General features: G+C 45.4%; 30 protein-coding genes. All 30 read left to right on the forward strand.

The genetic code is table 11. The features are described from left to right. A partial coding sequence (locus BUB16_RS20355) for an EF-Tu C-terminal domain-related protein (protein WP_139240335.1) occupies window positions 1-94 on the forward strand: 94 nt, incomplete at its 5' end. Between the two features lie 68 nt (window positions 95-162). Beyond that, entirely contained in the window at window positions 163-474 is a 312-nt protein-coding gene (gene rpsJ, locus BUB16_RS20360) for a 30S ribosomal protein S10 (protein ID WP_073068579.1), read from the forward strand. A 56-nt stretch (window positions 475-530) separates the two neighbouring features. Beyond that, entirely contained in the window at window positions 531-1160 is a 630-nt protein-coding gene (gene rplC, locus BUB16_RS20365) for a 50S ribosomal protein L3 (RefSeq protein WP_073068581.1), read from the forward strand. A gap of 10 nt (window positions 1161-1170) precedes the next feature. Beyond that, window positions 1171-1818 (forward strand): 50S ribosomal protein L4, encoded by a 648-nt coding sequence (gene rplD / locus BUB16_RS20370; RefSeq protein ID WP_073068583.1) that lies wholly within the window; start codon window positions 1171-1173, stop codon window positions 1816-1818. Continuing rightward, window positions 1815-2105, forward strand: coding sequence for a 50S ribosomal protein L23 (gene rplW, locus BUB16_RS20375; RefSeq protein WP_073068584.1), 291 nt, complete (start codon window positions 1815-1817; stop codon window positions 2103-2105). Before rplD ends, rplW begins: the two co-directional genes overlap by 4 nt. Before the next feature lie 14 nt (window positions 2106-2119). Beyond that, window positions 2120-2959 carry a 50S ribosomal protein L2 gene (gene rplB / locus BUB16_RS20380; protein WP_073068586.1) on the forward strand — a complete coding sequence of 280 codons (840 nt, stop codon included), beginning with the start codon at window positions 2120-2122 and terminating at the stop codon, window positions 2957-2959. A gap of 6 nt (window positions 2960-2965) precedes the next feature. After that, window positions 2966-3262: a 30S ribosomal protein S19 gene (gene rpsS / locus BUB16_RS20385; RefSeq protein ID WP_073068588.1), complete on the forward strand. Its 297-nt coding sequence runs from the start codon at window positions 2966-2968 to the stop codon at window positions 3260-3262. A gap of 9 nt (window positions 3263-3271) precedes the next feature. Then, complete coding sequence (gene rplV, locus BUB16_RS20390; RefSeq protein ID WP_073068590.1) at window positions 3272-3646, forward strand: 50S ribosomal protein L22; 375 nt, start codon at window positions 3272-3274, stop codon at window positions 3644-3646. A gap of 14 nt (window positions 3647-3660) precedes the next feature. Next, window positions 3661-4386: a 30S ribosomal protein S3 gene (gene rpsC / locus BUB16_RS20395; RefSeq protein ID WP_073068592.1), complete on the forward strand. Its 726-nt coding sequence runs from the start codon at window positions 3661-3663 to the stop codon at window positions 4384-4386. A gap of 28 nt (window positions 4387-4414) precedes the next feature. Further along, the gene (gene rplP / locus BUB16_RS20400; RefSeq protein ID WP_073068594.1) at window positions 4415-4837 is read left to right on the forward strand and encodes a 50S ribosomal protein L16; all 423 of its coding nucleotides are present in this window, start codon (window positions 4415-4417) and stop codon (window positions 4835-4837) included. A gap of 24 nt (window positions 4838-4861) precedes the next feature. Next, window positions 4862-5065: a 50S ribosomal protein L29 gene (gene rpmC, locus BUB16_RS20405; protein ID WP_073068596.1), complete on the forward strand. Its 204-nt coding sequence runs from the start codon at window positions 4862-4864 to the stop codon at window positions 5063-5065. Window positions 5066-5072: 7 nt separating this feature from the next. Then, window positions 5073-5336, forward strand: coding sequence for a 30S ribosomal protein S17 (gene rpsQ, locus BUB16_RS20410; RefSeq protein ID WP_073068598.1), 264 nt, complete (start codon window positions 5073-5075; stop codon window positions 5334-5336). A gap of 15 nt (window positions 5337-5351) precedes the next feature. Further along, complete coding sequence (gene rplN, locus BUB16_RS20415) at window positions 5352-5720, forward strand: 50S ribosomal protein L14 (protein ID WP_073068601.1); 369 nt, start codon at window positions 5352-5354, stop codon at window positions 5718-5720. A 15-nt stretch (window positions 5721-5735) separates the two neighbouring features. After that, window positions 5736-6089, forward strand: a complete 354-nt coding sequence (gene rplX, locus BUB16_RS20420; RefSeq protein ID WP_073068603.1) for a 50S ribosomal protein L24 — start codon at window positions 5736-5738, stop codon at window positions 6087-6089. 14 nt (window positions 6090-6103) lie between these two features. Then, window positions 6104-6655, forward strand: coding sequence for a 50S ribosomal protein L5 (gene rplE, locus BUB16_RS20425; RefSeq protein ID WP_073068605.1), 552 nt, complete (start codon window positions 6104-6106; stop codon window positions 6653-6655). A gap of 19 nt (window positions 6656-6674) precedes the next feature. Beyond that, entirely contained in the window at window positions 6675-6944 is a 270-nt protein-coding gene (gene rpsN / locus BUB16_RS20430) for a 30S ribosomal protein S14 (RefSeq protein ID WP_073068606.1), read from the forward strand. A gap of 20 nt (window positions 6945-6964) precedes the next feature. Next, on the forward strand, window positions 6965-7357 hold the full coding sequence (gene rpsH, locus BUB16_RS20435; RefSeq protein ID WP_073068608.1) for a 30S ribosomal protein S8: 393 nt from the start codon (window positions 6965-6967) through the stop codon (window positions 7355-7357). Window positions 7358-7375: 18 nt separating this feature from the next. Next, window positions 7376-7933, forward strand: coding sequence for a 50S ribosomal protein L6 (rplF, locus tag BUB16_RS20440; RefSeq protein ID WP_073068610.1), 558 nt, complete (start codon window positions 7376-7378; stop codon window positions 7931-7933). Window positions 7934-7946: 13 nt separating this feature from the next. Next, window positions 7947-8315 (forward strand): 50S ribosomal protein L18, encoded by a 369-nt coding sequence (gene rplR / locus BUB16_RS20445; RefSeq protein WP_073068612.1) that lies wholly within the window; start codon window positions 7947-7949, stop codon window positions 8313-8315. Window positions 8316-8326: 11 nt separating this feature from the next. Further along, on the forward strand, window positions 8327-8851 hold the full coding sequence (gene rpsE, locus BUB16_RS20450) for a 30S ribosomal protein S5 (RefSeq protein WP_073068614.1): 525 nt from the start codon (window positions 8327-8329) through the stop codon (window positions 8849-8851). Window positions 8852-8883: 32 nt separating this feature from the next. After that, window positions 8884-9345, forward strand: coding sequence for a 50S ribosomal protein L15 (gene rplO / locus BUB16_RS20455; RefSeq protein WP_073068616.1), 462 nt, complete (start codon window positions 8884-8886; stop codon window positions 9343-9345). 17 nt (window positions 9346-9362) lie between these two features. Continuing rightward, a complete protein-coding gene (gene secY, locus BUB16_RS20460) occupies window positions 9363-10673 on the forward strand; it encodes a preprotein translocase subunit SecY (protein WP_073068618.1) in 1311 nt (436 codons plus the stop codon). Beyond that, window positions 10670-11485, forward strand: coding sequence for a type I methionyl aminopeptidase (map, locus tag BUB16_RS20465; protein ID WP_073068620.1), 816 nt, complete (start codon window positions 10670-10672; stop codon window positions 11483-11485). Before secY ends, map begins: the two co-directional genes overlap by 4 nt. Then, on the forward strand, window positions 11478-11696 hold the full coding sequence (gene infA, locus BUB16_RS20470; protein ID WP_073068622.1) for a translation initiation factor IF-1: 219 nt from the start codon (window positions 11478-11480) through the stop codon (window positions 11694-11696). The genes map and infA overlap by 8 nt, the downstream gene beginning before the upstream one ends. A 26-nt stretch (window positions 11697-11722) precedes the next feature. Further along, complete coding sequence (rpmJ, locus tag BUB16_RS20475; protein WP_073068624.1) at window positions 11723-11839, forward strand: 50S ribosomal protein L36; 117 nt, start codon at window positions 11723-11725, stop codon at window positions 11837-11839. 144 nt (window positions 11840-11983) lie between these two features. Beyond that, entirely contained in the window at window positions 11984-12364 is a 381-nt protein-coding gene (gene rpsM / locus BUB16_RS20480) for a 30S ribosomal protein S13 (RefSeq protein WP_073068626.1), read from the forward strand. Window positions 12365-12381: 17 nt separating this feature from the next. Next, window positions 12382-12786 (forward strand): 30S ribosomal protein S11, encoded by a 405-nt coding sequence (gene rpsK, locus BUB16_RS20485; RefSeq protein WP_073068629.1) that lies wholly within the window; start codon window positions 12382-12384, stop codon window positions 12784-12786. A 121-nt stretch (window positions 12787-12907) separates the two neighbouring features. Continuing rightward, window positions 12908-13513 (forward strand): 30S ribosomal protein S4, encoded by a 606-nt coding sequence (gene rpsD / locus BUB16_RS20490; protein WP_073068631.1) that lies wholly within the window; start codon window positions 12908-12910, stop codon window positions 13511-13513. Between the two features lie 32 nt (window positions 13514-13545). Then, window positions 13546-14526, forward strand: coding sequence for a DNA-directed RNA polymerase subunit alpha (locus BUB16_RS20495; protein ID WP_073068633.1), 981 nt, complete (start codon window positions 13546-13548; stop codon window positions 14524-14526). Window positions 14527-14541: 15 nt separating this feature from the next. Next, complete coding sequence (rplQ, locus tag BUB16_RS22335) at window positions 14542-15078, forward strand: 50S ribosomal protein L17 (protein WP_073068635.1); 537 nt, start codon at window positions 14542-14544, stop codon at window positions 15076-15078. Window positions 15079-15385 lie beyond the last annotated feature (307 nt).

Raw genomic sequence — 15385 nt, forward strand, 5'->3', positions numbered from 1 at the left:
CCAGCCGGTGGCCATGGAAGAGGGGCTGCGGTTTGCGATCCGCGAAGGCGGCCGCACTGTCGGGGCCGGCGTGGTAACCGATATTATTGAATAGAAATATAGTTGAGTGATGCCATGATGAAACTGTAAATGGCATCACTGCTCAATGAAAGATCATAAGCTGTGGCTACACAACAAAAAATTAGAATTAAGTTAAAGTCGTACGATCATAACTTGATCGATAAGTCGGCTGAAAAGATAATTCAGACTGTAAAATCAACAGGAGCAGTGGTATCGGGGCCGATACCGCTTCCTACGAAGAAAAATATTATTACGGTGCTTCGAGGTCCCCATGTAAATAAGAAAGCCCGTGAACAGTTCGAATATCGATCGCATAAGCGTTTGATAGATATTCTGTCGACCGGTTCACAAACCGTCGATGCCTTGATGAAGCTGGAGTTGCCCTCTGGGGTAGACGTAGAAATTAAAGTGTAATCGCTCATTGCAGGATTACGCAGGTTTTAAACAATCTCGAAAGGAGCAATTAAGTTATGAGTAGTGGTTTAATAGGAAAAAAAGTCGGAATGACCAATGTCTTCGACGATGACGGCCGCAATTATGCGGTAACGGTTATCGAAGTGGAACCCTGTGTCATTACACAGATCAAGACGACGGAAACAGATGGTTATGAAGCAGTACAGCTCGCTGCTTTTGACAAGAAAGCCAAAAATGTTTCCAAACCGCTCTTGGGTCATTTCGATAAAGCCGGGACAACACCGAAAAAGTATGTGAAGGAATTCAGGGATTTTCTACCGGAAGGCTTTGAGGTGGGAGATGAGCTTAATATTGAAGATGTCTTTACGGTCGGTGAGAGCGTTGATGTGACCGGCGTCACAAAAGGCAAAGGCTTTACCGGCGTGGTAAAACGGTATAATTTTAGCGGTGTCGGTGAGGCCACTCACGGCCAGCATAACCGGCAGCGGCATCCCGGTTCTATTGGACAGGCGTCGGACCCATCGCGGGTATTCCCGGGCATGAAAATGGCCGGACGCAGTGGCAATGAGCGAACAAAAATCAAGAATTTGACGGTAGCAAAGATTTTTGCTGAATCGAACTTGATGATGGTGACCGGATCAGTTCCCGGTCCCAATGGACGTTTTGTAGAAATTTACAATCGATAGATAAATTGAAATGAAGCTTCCGATTTATACAACTGAAGGTACAGATAGCGGTAATGAGGCTGAGCTGGCGGAGTCCATTTTTTCCATAGAGCCTAATGAAACCGTTATTTATGAGGATGTTCGCCGGTATATGGCGAATCAGCGCCAGGGAACGCACAAAACAAAAGAGCGCGGTGAAGTGCGCGGTGGCGGGCGAAAGGCCTATCGCCAGAAAGGGACGGGACAGGCCCGTCGCGGTTCTATTCGATCTCCTTTGTTAAAGGGCGGTGGAACAGTGTTCGGACCCAAGCCACGTGATTATTCGTTCCGGATGTCGAAAAAATCCCGGCAACTGGCTCGCAAGTCAGCATTGTCTATAAAGGCCGGGGAGGAGGCGATCAAAATTATCGATGATTTCAGTTTTGATGAGCCCAAAACACGAAAAGTGGTTGATATCCTGAAAGGCCTGGAGGTCGAAACCAAGAAGGTACTCCTGTTGACGGCCGAAACGGACAAGATTATTTATAAATCAGCACGTAATATTCCTAATGTAAAGGTGCTTGAAGCAAATAAACCCACAACCTATCAGATTTTGGATGCAGACGTCATTTTGATCCAGGATAGCGCAGTGGATGTTTTGCAAGGATCTATTGAACCTGTGGAGGAGGTTGAAGCATGAGTGAAGTATTGAAGAAACCATTAATTACGGAGAAATTGACCCGACTTCAGGCTGAAGGCAAATACGCTTTTAAGGTTGACAAGTATGCGAGCAAACCGGAGATCAAGAAAGCCGTACAGCAGCGGTACCCTGAGGTGAAGGTTGGAAAAGTCAACACGATGATTATGCCTTCAAAGCCTAAGGGCCGATTTACGCAAAGCGGTTATATCGAGGGTCGGGCCAAAGTTTGGAAAAAAGCAATTGTAACGCTTAAAGAAGGTGAGATAGACTTCTTTAGTGAAATTTAGAAAGCAATAGTTCAATGGCTACGAAGAAATTAAACCCAACAACACCCGGATCGCGGCATAGAACGGCGCCTCAGTTTGATGATGTGACGGTGAGCAAACCGACGGTCAAACGCCTGGTAAAAGGCAAAGGTCAGTCGGGCGGCCGCAACAGGCAGGGGCGTATGACTTCCCGTCACCGGGGCGGGGGACATAAGCGGCGATATCGCTTGATCGATTTTAAACGGGACAAGCATGATATCCCGGCTAAGATTCAGACCATCGAGTATGATCCTAATCGATCTGCGCGCATTGCACTTGTTGCCTATGCTGACGGCGAAAAGCGCTATATCATTGCTCCTGATGAACTGGAGGTTGGAGATACGATTATCAGTAGTGAATCTGTTATTGAACCGGATGAAGGGAATGCGATGCCGATGAAAAATATGCCTCCCGGCACCTTTATTCATAATATTGAGCTGAATCCGGGCAAAGGAGCCCAGCTTTGCAGAAGTGCGGGTACAGCTGCACAGATGGTGGCCAAGACCGATAAGTATGTTACGGTTAAGCTCCCGTCCGGTGAGGTTCGAATGATTTTGGGAACGTGTTTTGCTACCGTGGGCACCACCAGCAATCCCGACCACTTCAATACAACGGTCGGTAAAGCGGGTCGAAGCCGCTGGAAGGGAAGACGTCCGCAAACCCGCGGTGTTGCCATGAACCCGGTAGATCACCCGATGGGTGGTGGCGAAGGTAAAGCGTCAGGAGGACACCCGCGTTCGCCATGGGGACAGTCTTCAAAAGGATTAAAGACCAGAAAACGCAAGAAGCTTTCGAATCGCTATATTGTCCGAAGTCGTAAAAAGTCTAAAAAGTAATTAGCTATGCCAAGATCGCTCAGAAAAGGACCTTACGTATATTACAAGTTACAGCGTAAGATCGATGCAATGAATGAAAGCGGCAAGAAGAATGTCATCAAAACCTGGTCGCGCAGCTCTATGGTCACGCCGGATTTTGTAGGCTTGACGATTGCCGTTCACAATGGGAAGCAATTTATTCCCGTGTTTATCACGGAAGATATGGTTGGTCATAAGTTGGGTGAGTTTGCACCCACACGGACATTCCGGGGCCATCCAGAAAAGACAAAAACCCGAGAAGCACCCAGAAAACCAGGACAATAAGGAATTATTATGGCTGAAGAAAACATGGAAGCACGAGCGATTCAGAAACATCTGCGAAAGGCACCGCGCAAGGTCCGCCTGGTAGCTGACGCCGTACGGGGTGAAAATGTTGCCAAAGCTCTGAAACGGCTTGAGTTTACGAATAAGGCAACCGCCCCTGATGTCGCAAAAGTAATTAAATCGGCTGCAGCTAATATTCGCGATAAGTTTCAGGAAGCAAGGCTTGATAATGAAGACCTGTATATCAAAGAAATTTTTGTGAACGAAGGAGCCACCCTGAAGCGTATACAGCCGGCACCGATGGGCCGCGCCCATCAGATTCGCAAACGTAGCTGCCACATCAATGTAACTGTGGCAAAAAAAGAAGAAGAATTAGTTAATTAATAAACGACAATACCTTGGGACAGAAATCACATCCGGTAGGTTTAAGGCTCGGTATCATTCGAGGTTGGGATTCCAACTGGTATTCCGAAGAGAATGAACCCGAAATTTTATATGAAGACACGAAGTTGCGTGAATATCTGCATACACGTCTTCAGAATGGCGGGTTGTCGCGCGTTATTATCGAGCGCACACCGAAACGTATACTTCTTACTCTTAAAACCAGCCGACCCGGTGTTATTATCGGGAAAGGCGGTGAGCAGATTGAACTGCTCCGCGAAGAGTTGAGAAAAATTACCAGTAAGGAAGTTCAAATAAACGTAAGTGAAATTAAGCGGCCCGAAACCGACGCCAGCCTGGTTGCGCAGAATATTGCGCAGCAGCTGGAAGCCCGGATTTCATTCCGCCGTGCTATGAAAACGGCCATCTCGTCTGCTATGCGTATGGGGGCGGAAGGAATAAAGATTCGTTGCGCGGGACGTCTGGGCGGTTCTGAAATGGCACGGACCGAACAGTATCACGAGGGGCGCGTACCGCTGCATACACTGCGTGCGGATATTGATTATAATAATACGACTGCAAATACCATTTACGGGTCCATCGGGGTAACCGTTTGGATCTTTAAAGGTGAGGTGCTTGGGGATATTGAATTGACGCCCGGAGATGCACACAGCCAGCAGAAAGATGATTCAAAGGGACGTCGGGGAGGAAAACGACGTTCGCGCAGAAAACGAAGAAATTAAAGTCATAAATACTGTAAAATTATAGATCATGCTTGAACCAAAACGCGTTAAACGACGCCGGCAGCATCGCAGAAGCCTTAAAGGCACCGCCCAGCGAGGCCACACTCTGGCCCACGGCGATTTTGGTCTGAAGGCGTTAGAGCCCAAGTACATCACCTCCCGGCAAATTGAATCGTGCCGGATTGCAATTGCCCGTCAGTTGCAGCGTGATGGTCAGACCTGGATCCGTATTTTCCCGGATATGCCCAAAACTGCTCAGCCTGCTGAAACCCGAATGGGTAAAGGCAAGGGGGCTGTTGAAGAATATGTTGCGGTCGTTAAACCGGGAAGAATTCTATTTGAAATTGCCGGTGTACCCCTTGAGTTGGCTCGCGAGGCTATGCGCCGTGCCGATTATAAACTTCCCATTAAAACGAAATTTATTGTTCGTCGTGATTATGACGGATCTTAATTTCAAAGGTATTACCCGAGACGCATGAAAGCACACGAACTCAGAGAACTGACAATTACCGAACTTAAAGCACGGCTTGAAGACGAAAAGCAAGCATTGCAGGATATGAAGTTCAATCGCGCAATAGCAGGACAGCTTGAAAATCCTGCTCGTGTACCGATGACCCGACGAGAAATTGCTCGTCTGCATACGATTATTACTGAAAAAGAACAAGAAGGTGCTGAATAGTTGAATTATGGCACAAACTGAACGAGTACAACGAAGAGAACGAACCGGTCGCGTGGTAAGCAACAGAATGGATAAAACCATTACTGTGGCGGTGGATCGAAAAGTAAAACACGCGATATACGGAAAATTTATTACGAAAACGACCAAGTATTTGGCTCATGACGAAGAAAATGAAGCCAATGAAGGAGATGTTGTGCAAATAATGTCTACCCGCCCGCTTTCGAAGCGTAAAACTTGGCGCCTTGTAGAAATTATTGAACGCGCAAAATAACGGATAAAATTAGCAATGGTACAAGCTCAGACAAGATTACAAGTTGCCGACAATAGTGGTGCCCGGGAACTGCAGTGTATTAAAGTTCTCGGTGATTCCAAGCGCCGGTATGCAAGTATTGGTGATTTAATTTCATGTTCTGTAAAGACGGCTATTCCCGGAGGTAATGTTAAAAAAGGGGAGGTCGTGAATGCAGTAATCGTACGAACAAAGAAAGAAATTCGCAGAAATGACGGCAGCTATATCCGGTTCGACGAAAATGCAGCGGTTATTATTAACAAAGAAAGTGAACCGATAGGAACTCGTATCTTCGGACCTGTTGCGCGGGAACTGCGCGAAAGAAATTATATGCGCATTGTCTCGCTTGCGCCGGAAGTGCTTTAAAAACAGAATTTGATTATGCCACGTAAGAATAACAGACAGAAGAAACTACACGTCAAAAAAGGCGATAATGTCAAAGTTATCGCCGGTAACGAGAAAGGAAAGGAAGGTCGCGTGTTAGCTGTATTCCCAGCCAAAGAACGTGTGTTGGTAGAAGGTGTTAACATGAGAGTCCATCACGACAAACCCACCCAGGAAAATCCCCAGGGGGGACGTATTGAACGCGAGGTGGCGATCCATATATCGAATGTGATGGTGATTGACCCATCCACCGGAGAACCAACCCGGATAGGTCGCAAGCGAATTGAGGAAGATGGCGGCGGACGATGGGTACGTTATGCCAAGAACAGTGGCGAGATTATTGATAAATAAGAAGTAATTAGAGAATGGCTGAAGCAAGACTTTATACCGAATACAAAGACGATATTATTTCGAAGCTGGACGAACAGTTTGAATACGACAATATTATGGCTGTTCCAAAGCTTAAAAAGATAGTAATTAACTGTGGTGTCGGCGAGGCCGTAGAAAATGAAAAACGGTTAGACACGGTAGTGGAAAATGTAGCTAAGATTGCCGGCCAGCATCCGGTAACGACCAAGGCAAAAAAATCTATTTCGAATTTCAAAACTCGAAAAGGAATGCCGATCGGTTGTAAAGTTACGTTGCGCAAGAGGCAGATGTACGAATTTCTGGATCGCCTGATTAACCTGGCATTACCGCGAACCCGCGACTTCCGGGGCGTTCCGGACCGTAGTTTTGACGGGCGTGGAAACTATACGCTCGGGATTAAAGAGCATACTATATTCCCGGAAATCAATACCGATGAAGTGGACGAAATACATGGGTTGGATATAACCTTTGTAACCTCAGCAGAAACTGACGAAGAAGCATATGCTCTGTTGAAAGAATTTGGTATGCCGTTTCAGAAACGAAATTAAATTATAGACGCATAGTATTATGGCAAAAGCAGCCTGGATAGCACGCAATAAAAAACGAAAACGAACAGTAAAGAAGTACGCTGAAAAGCGAAGGAAGCTGAAGGAAGAAGGCAAGTGGGAAGAGCTCCAGAAGCTTCCCCGCGATGCGAGCCCGACGCGCGTAAATAACCGTTGCAGTTTAACGGGGCGTTCCCGGGGCTATATACGGAAGTATGGCATTTCGCGTATTAAATTTCGAGAACTTGCACTTGAGGGGAAAATTCCCGGCATCCGAAAGGCAAGCTGGTAACAATCTAACGAAGTACTTTTATGTTTGATCCAATTTCAGATTATTTAACACGAATTAGAAACGCTCAGCGGGCAGGACATCGCCGGGTCGATATTCCGGCATCCAAGCTGAAGCGTGCCATGACGAAAATTCTCCTGGACAAGGGGTATATCAATAAATATATCAATATCGACGACGGAAAGCAGGGGGTATTGCGCCTGTTTCTCAAGTATGATTCCTACGGGCATCCGGTGATTAAGAAAATGAAGCGTCGTTCCAAACCGGGCCTCCGGGAGTATTGCAGCTCTGATGAAATTCCCAGGGCGCTTAACGGTTTGGGTATAGTCGTACTGTCTACCTCTCGCGGGGTCATGACAGATAAGGAAGCCCGCAAGCTTAAGGTGGGCGGCGAAATATTGTGCTCTATTTATTAAAAATAAAGGATTAGAATTATGTCTCGTATCGGAAACCAGCCGATTGAATTAAAAGATGATGTTGAATTCAGTATAGATGCTGATAATGTAATCACTATTAAAGGTGAGAAAGGCAGTGATACATTAAAAGTTGACAGCAGCATCAGTATTGAAAAAAAAGATGGCGAACTTATTGTAAGTCGCAGCTCTGATAAAAATAACCGACCTGCACTGCATGGACTCTATCGATCCCTGATTGGAAATATGGTCCAGGGAGTATCGGAAGGATATAAAAAAGAGCTGGAGATTATCGGAGTGGGTTACCGGGCTTCCCTGAGTAACGGGGTGCTCCAAATGACGCTTGGATTTTCTCACCCGATTTATTTCGTAGCGCCCGATGGGGTTGATCTCGAGGTTGATACGAAGAGTCGGAAAAACCCAATGATTATAGTATCTGGTATTAATAAAGAATTGGTTGGCCAGGTTGCCGCTAAAATTCGGTCCCTACGTCCTCCGGAGCCATACAATGGCAAAGGTATACGGTATGTCGATGAGTGGGTCCGAAGAAAAGCCGGCAAATCTGCTGCTAAAGCTTAATTAGAATTATACAATGGATAAGACAACAAAAAAACGGTTACGCCGAGATAAAATACGACGACGCATCCGTGCAACAATTCGCGGTACGGCAGAACGTCCCCGATTGAGCGTCAACAAAAGCAATAAGCATGTGTATGCTCAGTTGGTCGATGACTTGACGGGACAGACGCTTGTTGCTGCTTCGACCCAAAGCAATGAGATTGCCGATGAGATCGAAGGGAAGGCCAAAAAAGAATCGGCTGCCGTTGTTGGCAACCATTTGGCCGAGCTTGCTGAAGAGAAAGGAATTGATAAAGCGGTCTTCGATCGCAGCGGATATAAATATCACGGAGTAATTAAAGCACTCGCAGAGGGTGCTCGCGAAGGCGGATTAGACTTTTAAACAGAATTATTATGCCTAAAATAAGAAGACGACATAACGTAGCTCCCAAGAACTTAAATCTGGAAGAGAAACTCGTTCACATTAACCGGGTTTCGAAGGTTGTGAAAGGTGGACGCCGGTTTAGCTTCAATGCCATTGTGGTTGTTGGTAACAAGGATGGTGTTGTAGGACATGGCTTGGGGAAGGCAAACGAAGTATCAGATGCCATTCAAAAAGGCTTTGATAATGCGAAAAAGAATTTAATCAGGGTTCCCATGACCAAGACCGGGAGTATATACCATACAATTACCGGTAAAGAGGGGGCTGGCAAGGTATTGCTTCGACCTGCCTCCGAAGGTACGGGCGTTATTGCGGGGGGACCGGTAAAGGCACTGCTTGATATAGCCGGACTTCAGAATATCCTCACAAAATCTGTGGGGTCTTCGAATCCCCATAACATGGTGAAAGCGACCTATAACGGACTGAAAAATTTGACCGACCCGGTTGAAGTAGCACAGCGAAGAGGTGTTTCGCTGAATAAGGTGTTTGAAGGCTAATTTATTTAAGGAACTAACAGGGTTACAGTATAATGGATTTAAGCAATTTAAAAGCTCCTGAACCAAATCAGAAAAAAGCCAAGCGTATTGGCCGTGGACAAGGTTCCGGACGTGGAGGTCATACCGTAGGAAAAGGGCATAACGGACAACGTGCCCGAAGTGGTTTTAAAGAACGGTTCTGGTTTGAGGGGGGACAGATGCCCCTTCAGCGGCGTATACCCAAATGGGGCTTTAACAACCGCTTCCGAAAGGAATATGTGGCTGTTAATGTGGGCACTATTGATCTGTTTTTGGAAGCAGGTAAGCTCGAAGATCCCTCGATCAGCCTGGAGGATCTCATAGAAGCGGGACTTGCAGGTAAGGGCGATCTTGTGAAGCTTCTTGGAGATGGCGATATTGAAACTTCAATTACCATTGAAGTGCATAAGGCCAGTAAGTCTGCCCGGAAGAAAGTTGAAGATGCTGGCGGAAGCATAATGTTTGTTGAGAATTAATATAGTCTCTTTTTTGAATGAGTTTAGTTGAAAATTTTCGCAACATATTTAAAATTGAGGAGCTGAAAAACCGCATCCTATACGTTGTTGGTATCCTCATGATATACCGTATGGGAAGTCATGTAACCCTTCCCGGTGTGGATGCTTCCGCACTGGTGCAGGATACGGGCGGCGCCTCCAGTCTGCTTGGATTATTTGATATGTTTGTGGGAGGCGCCTTTTCTCGGGCAGGAGTATTTGCATTGGGTATTATGCCTTATATTACGGCCGCAATTATCATTCAGCTGATGGGAGCCGTTGTTCCCTATTTTCAGAAATTGCAGCGCGAAGGAGAAGACGGACGAAGAAAAATAAACCGCCTGACCCGTTATGGGACGGTAGGTATTACGGCTGTTCAGGCGATCGGCTTTGCGATTAATTTGATGGCTACCTCACCCAACGCTATTATTGTGGGTAACGTTACGTTTGTTTTCACCTCTGTAATTGTACTGACAGCCGGAACGACTTTTGTCATGTGGCTTGGTGAGCGTATTTCAGACCGTGGAATAGGGAATGGTATTTCTATTCTTATTATGATTGGCATTATTGCCGCCCTTCCGGCGAGCCTGGTGAACGAGGTGAGTACCAGCCCGAATGCTATTGTTGTGATCATTGAAATTGCGGCCCTGATCCTGGTCATTGCCTTTTGTGTCTTGCTTACACAGGGAGTACGCAAGATTCCCGTGCAGTATGCGAAGCGGGTGGTGGGACGCAAGGTCTACGGCGGGACCACGCAATATCTTCCGTTGAAGGTAAATGCGGCGGGGGTTATGCCTATTATCTTTGCCCAATCGATTATGTTTATTCCAAGTACGATCGGCACTTTTTTCCCTGAAAATGCTACGGTCCAGATGCTAACCGCGTGGTCCGCTGATTTTACGGGCATTACTTATTCTATTATTTTCTTTATTATCTGTGTGTTCTTCACCTATTTTTATACGGCGATTACGGTTAATCCCCGCGAAATGGCTGATACCATGAAACGGCAGGGTGGGTTTATTCCCGGTATTCGTCCGGGTAACCAAACCGTTGAGTTTATTGATAATATTTTGACGAAAGTGACGCTTCCAGGGGCTATCTTCTTAGGATTTATAGCTATTTTACCCGCTTTTGCCGCACGGTTGGGGGTCACGCCCGGCTTTGCAATGTTTTATGGCGGCACAAGCTTATTAATTATTGTAGGAGTTGCGATTGATACGCTCCAGCAGATTGAAAGTCATCTGATGATGCGTCATTACGACGGATTTATGAAGACCGGTAAAATGAAAGGACGGCGCAGAGCGGGATGATTTTCTTGAAAAGCGAATCAGAAATTGAAAAAATGCGCACAAGTGCGCAGCTTGTTTCGCGCACGCTGGCCGAAGTGGCCAAGCATATTGAGCCGGGAGTAACCACTGCGAAGCTGGACCGGGTTGCGGATGATTTTATAGGGAAGCATAATGCGCGTCCTGCATTTAAAGGTTATGGCCCCAAAGGCAATGAATTCCCTGGCACGCTCTGTATTTCAGTAAATGAAGAAGTGGTCCACGGGATTCCCAGTGAGAAGCGAAAACTGAACGAAGGTGACATTGTTTCCATTGATTGTGGAGTAGAAAAAAATGGATATTACGGCGATCACGCCTATACCTTTGCTGTTGGAGAATGTGAAACAGAAACAATCCAACTGCTCAGAACTACGCTTGAATCGCTCTACAAGGGAATTGACCAGGCTATTCATGGAAATAAAATAGGTGACATTGCTTACGCCGTACAGACGCATTGCGAAGCAGAAGGCTATGGCGTAGTCCGGGATCTGGTAGGACACGGTCTGGGAAAGTCGCTCCATGAGGACCCGTCGGTGCCAAATTTCGGTAAGCCCGGAAGAGGAAGTCGGTTGCGTTCCGGTATGACCCTCGCCGTTGAACCCATGATTACGATGGGCAGCTATGAGGTTCAGACCCTTGAGGACGGCTGGACGGTCGTGACGGCCGATAAACAGAAGGCGGCACATTTTGAGCATGATATTGTAGTGCGTGAAGGAAAGGCTGAAATTCTAAGTACTTTTGATTATATTAGAGAGATAACAAAAAACCGAATAAACGCAGATATTTCAGATGGCTAAAGAAGAGCCTATTAAGCAAGACGGCGAAATTATTGAAGCGTTGCCGAATGCACAATTTCGCGTCGAACTTGACAACGGACATGAGATTTTGGCTCATGTTTCCGGAAAAATGAGAATGTATTATATTAAGATTCTTCCCGGTGACCGTGTCGCCGTGGAAATGTCTCCTTATGATTTAAGTAAGGGACGTATTACGTATCGATATAAATAAATTCCAATTTAAACGAGTTTAGTATTATGAAGACCCGATCTTCAGTAAAAAAAAGAAGTCCTGACGATAAAATTGTACGACGGAATGGTCGTGTATATGTAATTAACAAAAAGAACCCGCGCCACAAGCAACGGCAGGGGTAATTTTAAATGTCTAATTGTAGGTTTTGAATTATGGACGGTGCAAAATAACATAAACGGTTGCAATGGCAGCCGGATATAGCTAACAGGATCTACCTGTATTTGAGTATTTGATCCAAAATTCAAAATTCAAAATCAAAATTAATAATGGCAAGAATTGCTGGAATTGACTTACCGAAAGAAAAGCGAGGCGAAATAGGACTGACCTATGTATTTGGTATTGGCCGGTCTACCGCTCAAGAGATACTTGATGAGCTGGATATTGATCGCAATATCAAAGTGAAAGACTGGACGGATGAACAGGTATCTGAACTTCGCAGCAAAATCGACAACGAATATACCGTTGAAGGTAATCTGCGAAGCGAAGTAAAGACTAATATTCGTCGTCTTATAGAGATTGGATCCTATCGTGGAACACGGCATAGGAAAGGACTGCCTGTCCGCGGACAGAATACACAGACAAATGCCCGTACCCGAAAAGGGAAGCGCCGTACAGTAGCAGGTAAGAAAACAGCTCCGAGAAAATAAAAGTAGTGAGACAATAAATGGCAAAGAAAAAACGAAGATCTCCGGCTAAAAAACGTAAAAAAAGATCCCAGTTATCAGATCCGAATGGAATGGTTTTTATTAAAGCCACATTCAATAATATTCTGGTTACTGTGACTGATGCCGACGGTAATGCTATTTCCTGGTCATCAGCCGGAAAGGAAGGATTTAAAGGATCCAGAAAAAATACGCCTTATGCAGCTCAGCTGAGTGCAGAAACAGCAGCAACAACTGCCTATGAGATGGGGCTTCGCAGAGTAGAAGTGTTTGTAAAGGGACCCGGATCCGGGCGAGAAGCGGCTGTACGAGCCCTGGCGTCAAGCGGACTTGAGGTTACATTTATTAAGGATCGTACACCTATCCCGCACAATGGGTGCAGACCGCCTAAGCGACGAAGAGTTTAATAATTTTAATACTCAATTTTGAATTGGGATTACACAGGAACAGCTGTTTCTGTTGAAAATGCCCTATCTATATAAGGGCAGGTAATTCAAAATTCAAAATTCAAAATTCATAATTGAATAAATGGCACGATACAGAGGACCAAAGCAAAAAAAAGCAAGACGATTCAGGGAGCCTATTTTTGGTCCCAGTAAAGCACTGGAACGCAAACCATACGGCCCCGGTCAGCACGGTCGGTCTCGCTATTCCCGAAAATCGGAATATGCTATTCAGCTTGAAGAAAAGCAGAAGGCGAAGTACACCTATGGGTTGTTGGAAAAGCAGTTTTCTAACCTGTTTAAAAAAGCTAATGCCAAAACAGGAGTCACCGGTGAGATATTACTGCAGTATTTGGAGAGCCGGTTGGATAATACAGTGTATCGTCTCGGCTTTGCAAGAACACGCCGGCAAGCACGTCAGCTGGTAAGCCATAAACATATTGTGGTGAATGGAGAGGTGGTGAATATTCCTTCCTATCAGCTTAAGCCTGGCGATGTGGTAAGCGTGCGACCGAAATCCAAAACTCTGGATGTCATAAACGATTCACTCCAGCACGCACCTACTACAAAGTACAAGTGGGTTGAGATTGACAAGAAAAGTATGTCGGGAAAATTTCTGAATATGCCCGATATAGATGAGATACCTGAAAATATTGATGTACAGCTCATTGTTGAGCTTTACTCTAAGTAATTTTAATCATTTAGTGCGATAACGCATTTATTATGAGCAACTACAGCATACAAATGCCTGAACCTCTTGATGTTAAAGAGGCAAGCGATACGTTTGGAACCTTTATTTTGCAACCACTTGAACGAGGTTTCGGTGTTACGGTTGGTAATTCGTTTCGCCGGATTCTATTGTCTTCTCTACCCGGAATAGCCATTAATGCTATTAAAATTGAAGGAGTGGAGCATGAATACTCCAGTATAGACGGGGTAAAAGAAGATGTGTATGAGATTATCCTGAATCTCAAAGAGGTGCGTTTTGAGCAAGTTGAACAAAGCAGCGGCGTGGTCCATATTTCCAAATCCGGAGAAGGCAAATTGACCGCTCATGATATCAATGAGGCTACGGCTGATTACGAGGTATTGAATCCTGACTTGTTGATTGCTACGCTCTCGGAAGATGCCGATCTTGAGATAGAACTTCGTCTCGGACGGGGACGGGGATACGTGCCTGCAGAGGAGCAAAATGTGGATACCTCGGAAGATGTCAACCTTATTCCCATTGATGCGATCTACACCCCGATCAAGCAGGTTCAGTTTGATGTGGAAAACGTACGGGTAGGACAGCACACGGACTACGAAAAGTTGGTTATGGATATCACTACAGATGGATCCATAAACTCGAAAGAAGCCCTTACGATCGCCGGCAAGATTTTGAAAGAACATATTGAGAAGTTCATCACCGAAGAGATTGATGAGCCCTTTACCCAGGAAGAGGAAGAGGTTGATGCTGAGAAACAGCGCATCAAAAACTTGTTGAAGACCAGTATAGAAGATCTGAATTTAAGCGTGCGTTCCTATAACTGCTTGAAATCAGCTAATATTAATACCATTGGAGAACTTGTTACCCGTGATGAACAAGATCTGCTTAAGTTCAGAAACTTTGGTAAAAAATCATTAGCCGAGCTGGTTGAGGTTATTGAAGGCAAGGATCTTCACTTTGGTATGGATGTAAGCAAGTATTTAGATAACTCATAAAGATATTAGATTGTAATGCGTCATTTAGTTAAAGGAAGAAAACTTAGCAGAACGCCCTCCCATCGTAAAGCGACGTTGAATTCGCTTTCGGTGGCTCTTATCAAAGAGCATAGGATTGTTACCACAGAAGCCAAGGCAAAAGAACTTCGTCCCTATGTAGAGCCGATCATAACCAAGGCGAAGGAAGATACCGGTCATAACCGGCGACAGGTTTTTTCAAAATTGCAGGACAAGCAGGCGGTCTCCCATCTTTTTGACGAGGTGGCCCGAAAGGCGAAGGATCGCCCCGGCGGGTATACCCGTGTAATTAAGATCGGAAACCGGTCGGGAGATGGCGCCAAGATGGCCGTTATCGAGCTTGTCGACTATAATGACATCAAGCCTGAGAATACTCAAAAGAAGACACGCACACGTCGTGCCGGCCGATCTAAGAAGAGTTCTTCTTCAGATGCGCAAACGAAAACAGAGAAGCGCTCGGAGGCGGAAAAAAGTGAAGGTTCGGGCAACGAAAAAAAAGAAACTTCAGCAAATAATTCTTCGGAAGAAGAATAGTATTTTGCTTTCTGAGGGGTGTTTGCTGGCAGCAATATTTTTTCCAAAAGTCTGTGGACAAAACAGGATATATTTTTTGGATTATTCCCAATAAGTTTTTATCATTGCACCGCTTCGAAACAAAAGGTCAGCAATTGCAAAATAAATATTTTAATTGTTGGCTTGGATAGGAAAATAATCTTATCTTAGAAGTCTGTCTTCTAAAACAGGCAGCATTTTTTGTTCTTTAAAGTAGTGGGTAGAATATACAGACGATCGCACGTCGAGCCCTTGTCGGGCCGTCCTTTCGGGGAGGGCCCAGATGAGA

Source organism: Fodinibius roseus (assembly GCF_900129315.1).
GTDB lineage: Bacteria > Bacteroidota > Rhodothermia > Balneolales > Balneolaceae > Fodinibius > Fodinibius roseus.